Genomic DNA, 12,314 nt, shown 5'->3' on the forward strand with positions numbered 1-12,314 from the left:
TTCCTTTCATGTTCAGCGCCGTCAGGGCGTGGGCGGGACGGTGGGCTGAGGGGCTGCGGCATGCGCGTCGTGAGGGTGCAGGATCTGCACCTGCCGCGCAAGCAGCAACGGCAGCACCCCTTCGAGCACCTCACGCTGGTAGTGCGGCGAAGCGCGGTGCTCGTAGAGCGCCTCGCTGTCGCGGTACTGCTCCACCAGCAGCACGGTGTCCGGCGCGTCGACGGCCCGGTAAGCCTCGTAGCTCAGGCATCCCGGCTCGGCCAGCGAGGCCGAGCGGAGGCGGGCGACGATGTCGAGCACCTGGTCGACATCGCCACTCACCTGCCAGCGCGCCACCACGATCACGGGTGCGCCGGCGATCATCACGCCACCTTCTGCAGTGCGTGGGCGATGGCCTCGCCGACCAGCGTGCCGGAAGCCGGGTTCTGCCCGGTGATCAGGTGGCCGTCGACCATCAGCTTGGGCTGCCAGGGAGCCGCCGCTTCGTACAGCGCGCCCTCGGCGCGCAAGGCGGTCTCGAGGTCGAAGGGCACGTCGGGGCGGGCGTAGCCGTCTTCCTCGGCCGTGGAGAAGCCGGCGATCTTGCGCCCGCGCACCAGGGGCGTCCCGTCTTCCAGCGTCACGCCCAGCAGCGCCGCGGGACCGTGACAGACCGCGGCCACGACCTTGTCGCCGTCCCAGGCCCGGCGAACCACGGCCTGCACCTCGGGATTGCCGGTGATGTCGACCATCGGGCCGAGGCCGCCGGGAAAGAAGACCGCGTCGTAGTCGAGCACGTCCACCTCGGAGAGCTTGCGGCTGCGCGACAGTCGACGGTACGACGCACTGCTGCGGAACGCCGCCTGCACGGGATCGCTGGCGTCGTAGCCGTCTTCGAAGGGCTTGCCGCCCAGCGGCGAGGCGTACTCGATGGCGATGCCCGCCCTTTCGAGCGCTTCGGCCGGATGCGCGATCTCGGGGAAGAAGAAACCGGTCGGGCGGCGGTTGGGCCCGATCTCGGCGGCGTTTGTCACAACGAATAGGACATGCTTGAGGCTCATGGCAGTGCTCCTTGGCTTTGCGTTGACACCCGTGGATCCGGGATGGAGCGAAGAATAGGCAGCCCTGCGGTGCAGCAGTAGACCGGCGCGGTTTGACGAATTGGCCTACTGCATTTGACAATGACGCGATGGACGAGTCATTGCCGTCGGTCCTCGACGAGTTGCGCGGGATGGCGGTCTTCGCGACCGTCGTGCGCTGCGGCAGCTTCGCCGCGGGGGCCCGCGCGCTGGGCCTGACCCGTGCCGTCGTGAGCCACCACGTGCGCGCTCTGGAGACGCGGATCGGCGTGCCACTGGCGCAGCGAAGCACGCGCAGCTTCAGCCTCACGCCCGCAGGCGAGGCGTTTCGTGTGCACTGCGAACGGCTGCTGGACGAGGCCCACGACGGCATGCGCGGCATGGAGTTGCTGCGTGCCGAGCCACGCGGGCAGGTCCGCATCACCTGCTCGCACCATTTCGGCAGCAAGCGCGTCCTGCCCGCCCTGCTGGCATTTCGAAGACGCTACCCGTCCATCCGCCTACACGTCGCGATGAGCGACGCCAATGTCGACCTGGTGCAGCAGGGCATCGAACTGGCCGTGAGGGCCGGGCCACTGGGCGACTCGGACCTGGTGGCCCGGCACCTGGTCAGCGAGCCGACGATGCTGTGTGCCGCGCCGTCCTACCTTCGCCGCCGGCCCGCGCCGGCGTCGGCCGCCGAGCTGGCGCAGCACCGCTGGGTTCTCTATCCGCCGAGCCAGCGGTCGGTCAGGCTGGGCCAGGCAGGTCAGGAGGCCGAGGTGCCCGTGGACGGCGACATCGTCACCGACAGCGCCGCAGCCCGCCTCGCGTTCGTGCTGGCCGGAGAAGGCATCGCACGCCTGCCGGCCTACGATGCGGCGACGCCGCTCGCCTCGGGCGAGTTGGTGCAGGTGCTGCCGCAGTTGCAAACCGCTCCGCTCGAGATCTTCGTGGTGCACGGTCGGCGCATCGGTCCGAGCGCACGGCTGCTGCGGGATTTCCTGCTGGCCAGCGCCAAGGGCGAGGACTGAGGTCCGCCTTCCGGCAACGAGTTCGGGGGCGCGAGTGTCGCGCCGGGGTCGAGGGCAGTCGGCCGCGATACGAACCGAGGGCATGCCCTGGCTGATCCGATCAGCAGAGTCGTCACACCGCCGCTGCGATCCTGCTCCCTTCGATCGCTGCCGCATGCCCGCACATGCCGGCAAGCTGCTGGTGCAACCCTCGATGGTCCGTCACGAAGCTGACCCTATCCGCGCCATCCCCGGACTGACCGCGCTCCACTCGGCGACGAAGCCGTCGCTGGCGCGTTGCGGTGGCGGCGCGGCGCCGTCCAGCAGCACCTTCAGGCCGGCGTGCGCGCTGTCGATGAGCGGCAGGTCCACCCGCGCCTGAAGCGCCTCGGCGTAACCCGCCAGGCCGGCACCGCCGATCACGATCGCGGCCACGCCGGGCCGGGCGGCGGCGCGGCAGGCCTCTGCGAGGTGCCGCAGCGCGCCCTCTGGGTCGGCCTGCAGCTGCGCGCCGGTGGGCGCCACGGTCTCGATGTGCCGCAGCCGCTCGCCGTGGCCCAGGCTCACCGCCAGCCGCCGCAGCATCGGCTTCCACCGCTCGCCCCCCGGTGACGACGGCGAAGCCGCCGTGGCGCGACGCCTCGGTGAACGACGCCTCGGCCAGGCCCGTGACCGGGCAGGCGCTGGACTCGCGCAGTGCGAACAGCCCGGGGTCGCCGAAGCAGCCGATCAGCACCCCGTCCAGCGGCGCCGAGCCGGCGTCGGCCTCGGCGACGTGCTGGGCCCAGGTGTCGAGCACCGCCACGCCGGCGACCGCATGGCTGGCCTCGCAGGCGATGTAGCGCGCCCCAAAAGTGGCCGTGCGCACCGACAGGTGCACCCCTTCGGGCAGCCGCGGCCGCAAAGCCCGCACCAAACGGTCGGTGGTCGCGGTGCTGGTGTTGGGGTTGATCAGCAGGAGATGGCGCATCGGACGGGAGGGGCGGCCGGGAAATCTTGGCATGGATTCTGCGGACGCGCGGCCCTCCTTCTGCCAGGAGTCTTCGATGAAGCGTCGCCTCGTTCTCGCCGCTGGTGCCGCCGGTGCCGCCGCAGTGTCCACGCCCGCCTGGGTCGGTGCCCAGAGCGCCTGGCCCAGCCGCGGTCCTGTCCGCCTGATCGCCCAGTTCCCGCCCGGTGGCCTGGTGGACACCGTCGCCCGGCTGATGGCGCCGCACCTGTCGCAGGCCATCGGCCAGACGGTGGTGGTCGAGAACAAGCCGGGGGCCGGCGGCCTGATCGGCACCGACCAGGTGGCCAAGGCGCCGGCCGACGGCTACACGCTCCTGGTCAGCCATGCGTCGGTGCACATCTACGCGCCGGCCACGCGCAACACCATGCCCTTCGACGCGGTGAGCGACTTCACCCACATGGCCATGCTGGTGGAGGCGCCGATGGTGCTGCTGGTGCGCAGCCAGTCGCCCTACCAGAGCCTGGGCCAGTACGTGGCGACGGCCAAGACCAAGCAGGTGCGCTACGGCACGTCGGGCATCGGCTCGGCCAACCACCTGTTCGGCGAGCTGCTCAAGCTCGACGGCCAGGCCCCCGAGCACGACCACGTGCCCTACCAGGGCAGCGCGCCGGCGATGCAGGACCTGCTCAGCGGCCAGATCGACGGCCTGTTCGACCCCATCACCACCAACGTGGCGCAGCTCAAGGCCGGTTCGCTGCGCGCGCTGGCCGTCTCCACCCCGGCGCGGCTGCCGGCCCTGCCCAACATCCCGACCTTCGCCGAACAGGGCTTCCCCTCGATGACCGGTTCGCAGTGGCTGGGCCTGTCGGGGCCGAAGAACCTGCCGGCGCCGATCGTGCAGCGCCTGACGGCGCTGATGCCCGAGATCCTGGCCAAGCCCGACGTCATGGCCCGGCTGGAGGACCTGCAGACCCTGCCGCGCAAGGCCCCGGTGCTGGGCGAGGACTTCAACAAGCTCATCCGCTCGCAGATCGACACCTGGACCAAGGTGGCCAAGCGGGCCAAGGTCGAAGTGATCGTCTGAGCCGGGCGGCGGCGGCGCCGCCCGCTCAGCGCCGCCGCACCACGCCCCGCGCCTTGCCGGCCTTCCGGCCCACGGCCGGCCTGCTCGCCGGCGTGCCCTCCACCTGCGCCGAGTACAGGCTCAGCACCTCGGACAGCGCCGGCGGCGGCGCCGGTTCGGCGTCCAGCGAGGCGCGCTGCACGATGGCGTCGATGTGCCGGTCCATGGCCTCCATCGCGGCCTCCGGCGCGCCGCTGCGCAGCGTCTCGATGATGTGGCGGTGCTCGCTGATGGCGCAGTCCTCCGAATGCGGGCGGGCGTGCAGCGCCAGGATGACCGAGCAGCGCGACACCGTCTCGCCCAGGTAGCGCTCGAGCAGGAAGTTGTCGGCCATCTCGGCCAGCGCCAGGTGGAAGTCGCCGGCCAGCCGGATGGAGGCCCTGCCGTCGCCCGCCTTGCGGGCGTGCTCCTCCTCCTTCACGATGCCTTCGAGCCGTCGGCCGTGGGCGCTGGTCCAGCGCTCGGCCACCAGCCGCACCGCCTCGCGCTCCAGCGCGCGCCGCACCGCGAAGACCTTGCGCGCCTCGCTCAGGCTGGGCTCGGCGACGGTGGCGGTGCGGCGCGGGCCGGCACGCACCAGCCCTTCGGACTGCAGCCGCGCCAGCACCGCGCGGATCGGCGTGCGGCTGACGCCGAACTGCGCGGCCAGTTCGTCCTCCGGCAGCCGGGTGCCCGGCGCAATCGCCTGCTCGATGATCGCCCGGCGCAGGGTCTCGTAGGCCTTCTCGGCGGTGGAGGGGCTGTCCATCGCCTCGACTGTATGCCATCGGGCAATGGCATCGTCCTTGCTAAACCCACCCGGCTGGATACGAAACATCCAGCGTTTGGTATACACAAATGCACCGAATCAGTGTCCCGTTGAACCGGCAGCAGCTCGAGCTGCTCGACCGCACCATCCTGGGCGGCGCCGCGCCCGATCGCGCGGCGCTGCTGCTGCGGGCGCTGCGCGAGCACGCCCGGCCTTCGCCGGCGCCGGCCATCGCCGCACCGGCGAAGGAGCCGCGGTGACGGCGCGCCGCCTGGTCGCCGAATGGCTGCTGCAGCCGGGCACCGGCAAGGCCGTCGAAGTGCCCGCGCGCCACGTGCTGCGCATCGAGCAGGTCGACGGCGGGCAGTGCGTGGACTTCAACGCCTTCAACCTGCACGACTACAAGGAGTTCATGCACTGCGGTCGCACGCGCACCGTGCATGGCTTCAACCCCGGCACCGGCGACTTCCTCTGGTCGGCCCCGCCGCGCGAGCGGGCGATGTTCTACATCCTGGCCGACAGCGTGGGCCGCAACGACGTGCTGTTCCCCCGCTGCAGCGCTTACGTCTACGAAAGCACCTACGGCTTCCGGCACCACACCAACTGCCACGACATCCAGGCCGAGGCGCAGCGCGAGTACGGCCTGACGCCGGACGACGCGCACGACAGCTTCAACCTCTTCATGGCCACCGAGGTGCTGGCCGGCGGCGAGGTGATCATCTCGCGGCAGGACTCCGGCCCCGGCGACCACGTCGAGCTGCTGGCGCTGATCGACACGCTGGCGGTGCCCAACGTCTGCGGCGCCGACGTGATGCGCACCAGCAACTTCTTCCTCAAGCCGGTGAAGGTGCTGCTGTACACCGCCTCGGACGACGACCTGGCGCAGGTGCCGCCCACCCCCGTGCTGGCCAGCCAGCGCACACCGGCCGACTTCCGCAACCCGGTGATCAAGGCGGATCGCGAGTTGCGCCGCGACCCGGCCTATGAGCCGCAGTTCCTCGGCACGCCGCTCACCGTCGAAGAGGTGGCGGTCGAGCTCACCGACGAGGAACTCGCGTGGCTGGACGGCTACGAGCACGCCGGGCTGTACCGCGGCGACCGCGGCGCCGTGCTGCGCGACATCTTCTTCTCCTGGTGGGAGACGCAGTACGTCACCAGCCCCAACGGCGCGCCCAGCGTGCGGCGCGCCGCGTCAACGTCGCCGTCCAACCCCTGAGAAAGGCCCTCGCCATGCATCGTCCCGCCCGCACCGACCGCCGCCGCTTCCTCGCGCAGACCGCCGGCACCGCCGCCCTCGCCACCGGCCTGGTCAGGCCCGCCCACGCCGCCAACGTCACCGTCGGCATCGTCTACGTCGGCCCGCGCGACGACTACGGCTGGAACCAGGCCCATGCGGTGGGCGCCAAGGCGCTGTCCACCGTGCCCGGCGTGAAAGTGTTCGAGGAGGAGAACGTGCCGGAGACGGTGGCCGTGCGCAAGACCATCGAGAGCATGGTGCAGGCCGATGGCGCCTCGCTGGTGTTCGGCACCTCGTTCGGCTACTTCGACCCCTTCATGATCGAGGCGGCGAAGAAGTACCCCAAGGTGCAGTTCCGCCACCCCACCTCGCTGTGGTCGGCCGACAAGCACCCGATGAACCTCGGCGGCTACTTCTGCTTCCTCGACCAGGCGCACTACGTCAACGGCATCGCCGCCGGGCTGTCGACCACGTCGAACAAGATCGGCTTCATCGCGGCCAAGCCCATCGCCATCGTGCTGCGCAACATCAACACCTTCACCCTCGGCGTGAAGCGGGTGAACCCCAACGCCACGGTGCAGCTCATCATCACCGGCGAGTGGTCGCTGCCCGTGCGCGAGGCCGAGGCCACCAACGCGCTGATCGGCGCCGGCTGCGACGTCATCGCCAGCCATGTGGACAGCCCGAAGATCGTGATCGAGACCGCCGAGCGCCGCGGCGCCAAGACGCTGGGCCACAACGCCTCCCAGGCGCGGCTGGCGCCCAAGGGCTTCATCACCGGCGCCGAGAACAAGTGGGAGACGGTGTACAAGTCCTTCGCCGCCGCCATCGGCCGCGGCGAGACGCTGCCCAACCAGTTCTTCGGCGGCTACGACAAGGACATGGTGCAGAGCACCCCCTTCGGCGCCGGCGCCAGCGAGAAGGCGCGCAACGCCGCCACGGCCGCCATCGCCGACCTCAAGGCCGGCAAGCCGATCTGGACCGGGGAGGTCAGGAGCAACACCGGCAAGGTGGTGCTCGACAAGGGCTACGGCAACTACGATCCGGTGCTGGACCGCATGGACTTCCTCATCGAGGGGGTGGCGGGAAAAATCTGAGGCCACGCTGAATGGACATCGACTTCGCCGCCCTGACCGAGTACCAGCGCTACAAGCTGATGGCCAGCCTGATCGTGCCGCGGCCGATCGCGCTGGTCACCACGCTGGGCCCCGACGGCGTCGTCAACGCCGCCCCGTTCAGCATGTTCAACATGCTGGGCGAGGAGCCGCCGATCGTCATGCTCAGCATCAACCGGCTGCAGGACGGCCGGCTGAAGGACACCGCGGCCAACATCGTGGCCCGGCGCGAGTTCGTCGTGCACCTGGCCGACGAGGCCATCGCCGCGCAGATGCACCGCTGCGGCGAGGCCATTCCCGCCCACCAGAGCGAGCTCGACCACGTCGGCCTGCACGCCGCGCCGTCCAAGGCGGTGTCGCCGCCGCGCATCGTCGAGGCGCCGGTCGCCTTCGAATGCCGGCTGTGGGAACTGCTGGAGACCGAGAGCCGCCAGATCTTCATCGGCCAGGTGCTGTGGCTGCACGCCCGCGACGGCCTGATCGACACCGAACGCTGGCGCGTGCGGCTGCAGGACTACCACCCGGTGGGCCGTTTCGGCGCCAGCTTCTACGTGCGCAGCCGCGACCGCTTCGCCATCGGCGACGAGGCGGGCGGCCCGACGCCGACCGCCACGCCGATCGACGAGATCTGACCCCTGCTCGAGGGGGCGGCCTCACCCGTCTCGATCTCCTGACAGTCAGCGCACCGGCCAGCCGCTACCATCCGAATCAACACGCCGATGTCCGGCGATCCCGGCCGTGGGGTGCGGCCGACGCCCTTTTGATCGGCATGGTTGAAGCTGGAATCACCGGCGGCGAGGCGGCGGCGCCACGCCGTCCGTCCTTGACCACCGCCCTGCTCGAAGGGCAGGACTGGTCGGCGCACCCGCTGGGGCCTCCGGCCCAATGGCCACCGGTGCTCGCGGCGCTGGTCGCCTCCATGCAGCGCTGCCAGGGGCCGATGTTCATCTGCTGGGGCCCGCAGGCGCACCTGCTCTACAACGACCGCTACGCCGACGTGCTGCGGGACAAGCACCCCGCGGCCATGGGACGTCCGTTCCGCGAGGTCTGGCCGGAGGTCGGCCCCGAGCTGGACGTGATGCTGCGGCAGGTCTACGCCGGCCACGGCCAGCACGGCATCGACACCCCCTTCCACGCGCGCCGCGACGGTCGCGACGAGACGGCCTGGTTCTCCTTCGTCTGGAACCCGGTGCTGGCGGCCGACGGCTCGGTGGACGGCTTCTTCTCCACCGCCTTCGAGACCACCACGGCCGTGCGGGCCGACCAGGCGCGCGCGGCCGAGGCCGAGCGCCTGCTGCAGATGTTCGAGCAGGCACCCAACTTCATCGCGGTGCTGAGCGGCCCGGAGCATGTCTACGTGCACGCCAACCCGGCCTACCTCGATTTCGTCGGCCGCGGCGAGATCATCGGCCGGCGGGTGCGCGACGCCATTCCGGAGGTGACCGAGCAGGGCTGGGTCGGCGTGCTCGACGAGGTCTACCGCACCGGTGCGCCCTACATCGGCCGGGCCACCCCGCTGCGGCTGCGGCGCAGCGGCCGCCCGGGGCTGGACGAGGCCTTCGTCGACTTCGTCTTCCAGCCGATGCGCGACGAAAGCGGCGCGATCAACGGCATCCTCGTCGTCGGCCACGACGTGACCGACCACCAGCGCACGCTGCGCCGCCTGCGCGACCGCGAACAGGCGCTGCTGGAGGCGGCGCGCACCCTGTCGCTGCAGCGGCGCCAGGTCGAGGCGCTGCTGGAATCCACCCCGCTGGGCATCGCCTTCGTCGACCGCGAGGGGCGCCTGCTGCTGGCCAGCGCGGAGAACCGGCAGCTGTGGGGCCCCTACCCGTCGCCGGCGTCGGTGGCCGACTACGCCGACTTCAAGGGCTGGTGGGCCGACGACGGGCCCCGGCACGGCCAGCCGCTGCAGCCCGAGGACTGGCCGCTCGCCCGCGCGCTGCGGGGCGAGGACGTGCGCAGCCAGGTCATCGAGATCGAGACCTTCGACGACCCGCCGCGCCGCCGCACGATGCTGCTGCACGCGAAGCCCGTCCGCGACGACGACGGCCACATCGTCAACGCCGTCGTCGCGCAGATCGACATCACCGCACAGGTCGAGGTCGAGAACGCCCTGCGCCAGAGCGAGGCGCGCTTCCGCACCATCGCCGAGGCGATGCCGCAGATGGTGTGGTCGACCCGACCGGACGGCTTCCACGACTACTACAACCAGCAGTGGTACGCCTTCACCGGCGTGCCCGACGGCTCCACCGACGGCGAGGCCTGGAACGGCATGTTCCACCCCGAGGACCAGGTGCGGGCCTGGAACCGCTGGCAGCATTCGCTGGGCACCGGCGATCCGTACGAGATCGAGTACCGGCTGCGGCACCACTCCGGCGAGTACCGCTGGGTGCTCGGCCGTGCCCTGGCGGTGCGCGACGAAAGGGGCCATATCGTGCGCTGGATGGGCACCTGCACCGACATCCACGACCAGGTGCGCGCGCAGGAGATGCTGCGCGAGGAAGACCGCCGCAAGGACGAGTTCCTGGCCATGCTGGCGCACGAACTGCGCAACCCGCTGTCACCGATCACCTCGTCGGCGGCGCTGCTGCCGCGGGTCGCCGACGACCCCGTGCGCGTCCGCCACATCGGCGCGCTGATCGCCCGCCAGGCGGCGCACATGCGCGGCCTGGTCGACGACCTGCTCGACGTGTCGCGCGTCACCAGCGGGCTGGTGGCGCTGGTCCGCCAGCCGGTGGACCTGCGCAGCGTGCTCGCCGAGGCGCTGGAGCAGACCCGCCCGCTGATGGATGCACAGGCGCACCGGGTGTCGATCGACGCCGGCAGCGGGCCGCTCTCGGTGCTCGGCGACCGCAACCGCCTGGTGCAGGTCTTCGCCAACCTGCTCAACAACGCCGGCAAGTACACCCCGCGCGAGGGCCGCATCCACGTCGGCGCCCGGCTGGAGGACGGGCAGGTGGTGGTCTCGGTGCGCGACAACGGCCTGGGCATGACGCCGGCCCTGCTGTCGCGCATGTTCGACCTCTTCGTGCAGGGCGAACGCACGCCCGACCGCAGCCAGGGCGGCCTGGGCATCGGCCTGGCCCTGGTGCGGCGCATCGTCGAGCTGCACGGCGGCAGCGTGTCGGGCCACAGCGAAGGACCCGGCCACGGCAGCGAGCTGCTGGTGGTGCTGCCGCTGGCGGCGCACGGCGCGGCCACGGCGACCGCGACGACGACCGCCGGCGGTCTGCCGGCGGTCACCGGCCTGCGCGTGCTGGTGGTCGACGACAACCCGGACGCCGGCGAGTCGCTGGGCCTGCTGCTGCGCGACCTGGGCCACGAGGTGCACGTCGAGCGCCGCGCCGTCGCCGCGCTGGAGACGGCGACCCGGTTGCGGCCGCAGGTCTGCCTGCTGGACATCGGCCTGCCGGACCTCGACGGCCGCACCCTCGCCCGGCGGCTGCGCCTGCTGCCGGGGCTGCAGGCCGTCACCATCGCGGTGGTCAGCGGCTATGGCCAGCCGCAGGACCTCCAGGCGTCCCAGGCGCAGGGCCTGGTCCACTTCGTCAAACCCGTGGAGACGGCCGAATTGCTGGCCTGGCTGGACCGGGTGGCCGGCGGCTGACCGCCGGCGGCTGACGGGCACGGTGGCTGCGGGCCCTGCCCGTTCCACCACCGCGGTACCGTCCCGGCCCATGACCTTGCCCTTCCTGCCTGTCGCCCGCCCGGCCCGGCGTCTGGCCGCCCTCGCCGCCCTCGCCGCCCTCGCCGCTCTGGCCGCTCTGGCCGCTCTGGCCGGCTGCACCACCGCCCCGGGCGCCCCGACCGCCGCCGCACCGTCCGCCGCCGCGCCACCCGCGCCCTCGCCCGCGCCCGCCGTCGCAGGTGCCGACGCCGGCCCGAGCGCCGCCTTCGGCGCCTGGCGCAGCGCCTTCCGCGCCCGGGCCGCGGCCTCGGGCATCACCGAGGCGACGTTGCGCGCCGCGCTCGACCCGGTGCAACCGCTGCCGCGCGTGGTCGAGCTGGACCGCGCGCAGCCCGAGTTCACACGCACGGTCTGGGACTACCTGGACAGCGCGGTCTCGCCCCAGCGGGTGGCGCGCGGCAGGGAACGGCTGCAGCAGGTCCGGGCCGAGGCACCGGCCCTGGCCGAACGCCACGGCGTGCCGGCCGAGGTGGTCGTCGCCATCTCGGGGCTGGAGAGCAACTACGGCCGGAACGTCGGCGACGTCCCGACGCTGGACGCGCTGGCCACGCTGGCCTTCGACGGCCGCCGACGTGCCTGGGCCGAGGACCAGCTGCTGGCCGCGCTGCGCATCGTGCAGGCCGGTGACATCGACCACGACCGCATGGTCGGCTCCTGGGCCGGCGCCATGGGCCAGACCCAGTTCCTGCCCACCAACTTCCTCGCCTACGCGGTGGACGCCGACGGCGACGGCCGGCGCGACCTGTGGGGCAGCACCGCCGATGTCGTCGCGTCCACCGCGAACTTCCTGTCGCGCGTCGGCTGGCAGGCCGGGCAACCCTGGGGCGTCGAGGTGCGCCTGCCGCCCGGCTTCGACCTGCTGCGGGCCGACGACCGGCTGCGCCGGTCGGCCGACGAGTGGATGGCCGAGGGCCTGCGCACCGCGGACGGCGGCCCCCTTCCCGCGACGCTGGCCGACGCCTCGGTGCTGCTGCCGGCCGGCGCGCGCGGCCCGGCCTTCCTGGTCGGGCCCAATTTCCGCGCCATCCTGCGCTACAACAACGCGGCCGCCTATGCGCTGGCCATCGGCCTGCTGGCGCAGCGCCTCGCCGACGGGCCCGGCGTGCAGGCCGCCTGGCCGCGCGAGCTGCGGCCCCTGGCCCGCAGCGAGGTGATCGCGCTGCAGACCGCGCTCAACGACCGCGGCTTCGACAGCGGTGCGGCCGACGGCCTGCTCGGCCCCGCCACCCGTGACGCGGTGCGGCGCTTCCAGCGCAGCGTCGGCCTGCCGCCGGACGGCTTTGCCGATGCGGCCCTGCTGCAGCGGCTGCTGCCCTGAACCGGCCGCCCGGTCGGCAACGCCGGGGGTGCCCTCGCCCGCAACAGCTGGCCCAGCCGGCCGCGCACCCCCGCGGTCGG

At 72.2% G+C, this 12,314-nt stretch carries 12 protein-coding genes and 1 pseudogene; 8 read left to right on the plus strand and 5 right to left on the minus strand.

Features of this window, described 5'->3' with window-relative positions; genetic code table 11:
* Positions 1 to 21 precede the first annotated feature (21 nt).
* Together LRS07_RS15700 and LRS07_RS15705 are read right to left on the minus strand one after the other, a co-directional pair.
* Positions 22 to 363 (minus strand): antibiotic biosynthesis monooxygenase family protein, encoded by a 342-nt coding sequence (locus LRS07_RS15700; RefSeq protein ID WP_260498917.1) that lies wholly within the window; start codon positions 361 to 363, stop codon positions 22 to 24.
* Positions 363 to 1,040 (minus strand): type 1 glutamine amidotransferase domain-containing protein, encoded by a 678-nt coding sequence (locus LRS07_RS15705; RefSeq protein WP_260498918.1) that lies wholly within the window; start codon positions 1,038 to 1,040, stop codon positions 363 to 365. The genes LRS07_RS15700 and LRS07_RS15705 overlap by 1 nt, the downstream gene beginning before the upstream one ends.
* A 128-nt stretch (positions 1,041 to 1,168) precedes the next feature.
* Here LRS07_RS15705 and LRS07_RS15710 point away from each other — a divergent pair, with 128 nt between their 5' ends.
* Positions 1,169 to 2,071: a LysR family transcriptional regulator gene (locus LRS07_RS15710; RefSeq protein WP_260498919.1), complete on the plus strand. Its 903-nt coding sequence runs from the start codon at positions 1,169 to 1,171 to the stop codon at positions 2,069 to 2,071.
* A 201-nt stretch (positions 2,072 to 2,272) separates the two neighbouring features.
* Here LRS07_RS15710 and LRS07_RS22045 read toward each other — a convergent pair whose 3' ends face one another.
* Together LRS07_RS22045 and LRS07_RS22050 are read right to left on the minus strand one after the other, a co-directional pair.
* The gene (locus LRS07_RS22045) at positions 2,273 to 2,635 is read right to left on the minus strand and encodes an aspartate/glutamate racemase family protein (protein WP_312028307.1); all 363 of its coding nucleotides are present in this window, start codon (positions 2,633 to 2,635) and stop codon (positions 2,273 to 2,275) included.
* Positions 2,636 to 2,705: 70 nt separating this feature from the next.
* Positions 2,706 to 3,053: pseudogene (locus LRS07_RS22050) on the minus strand (aspartate/glutamate racemase family protein); the annotation flags it as partial.
* 43 nt (positions 3,054 to 3,096) lie between these two features.
* Here LRS07_RS22050 and LRS07_RS15720 point away from each other — a divergent pair.
* Entirely contained in the window at positions 3,097 to 4,086 is a 990-nt protein-coding gene (locus LRS07_RS15720) for a Bug family tripartite tricarboxylate transporter substrate binding protein (protein ID WP_260498920.1), read from the plus strand.
* A gap of 25 nt (positions 4,087 to 4,111) precedes the next feature.
* Here LRS07_RS15720 and LRS07_RS15725 read toward each other — a convergent pair whose 3' ends face one another.
* Complete coding sequence (locus LRS07_RS15725) at positions 4,112 to 4,873, minus strand: GntR family transcriptional regulator (RefSeq protein ID WP_260498921.1); 762 nt, start codon at positions 4,871 to 4,873, stop codon at positions 4,112 to 4,114.
* Positions 4,874 to 4,983: 110 nt separating this feature from the next.
* On the opposite strand from LRS07_RS15725, the gene LRS07_RS15730 reads away from it, so the two are divergent.
* From LRS07_RS15730 to LRS07_RS15755, 6 genes are all read left to right on the plus strand, one after another.
* The gene (locus LRS07_RS15730) at positions 4,984 to 5,133 is read left to right on the plus strand and encodes a hypothetical protein (RefSeq protein WP_260498922.1); all 150 of its coding nucleotides are present in this window, start codon (positions 4,984 to 4,986) and stop codon (positions 5,131 to 5,133) included.
* A complete protein-coding gene (locus LRS07_RS15735; protein ID WP_260498923.1) occupies positions 5,130 to 6,089 on the plus strand; it encodes a DUF1989 domain-containing protein in 960 nt (319 codons plus the stop codon). The genes LRS07_RS15730 and LRS07_RS15735 overlap by 4 nt, the downstream gene beginning before the upstream one ends.
* Positions 6,090 to 6,103: 14 nt before the next feature.
* Entirely contained in the window at positions 6,104 to 7,207 is a 1,104-nt protein-coding gene (locus tag LRS07_RS15740; RefSeq protein WP_260498924.1) for a BMP family ABC transporter substrate-binding protein, read from the plus strand.
* 11 nt (positions 7,208 to 7,218) lie between these two features.
* Positions 7,219 to 7,857, plus strand: coding sequence for a flavin reductase family protein (locus LRS07_RS15745; RefSeq protein ID WP_260498925.1), 639 nt, complete (start codon positions 7,219 to 7,221; stop codon positions 7,855 to 7,857).
* A gap of 191 nt (positions 7,858 to 8,048) precedes the next feature.
* Positions 8,049 to 10,835 (plus strand): PAS domain-containing protein, encoded by a 2,787-nt coding sequence (locus tag LRS07_RS15750; protein WP_260498926.1) that lies wholly within the window; start codon positions 8,049 to 8,051, stop codon positions 10,833 to 10,835.
* A gap of 70 nt (positions 10,836 to 10,905) precedes the next feature.
* Positions 10,906 to 12,234, plus strand: a complete 1,329-nt coding sequence (locus LRS07_RS15755; RefSeq protein ID WP_409450552.1) for a lytic murein transglycosylase — start codon at positions 10,906 to 10,908, stop codon at positions 12,232 to 12,234.
* Positions 12,235 to 12,314: the final 80 nt, after the last annotated feature.

Source organism: Aquabacterium sp. J223 (assembly GCF_024666615.1).
In the GTDB taxonomy this organism is placed as follows: Bacteria; Pseudomonadota; Gammaproteobacteria; order Burkholderiales; family Burkholderiaceae_C; genus J223.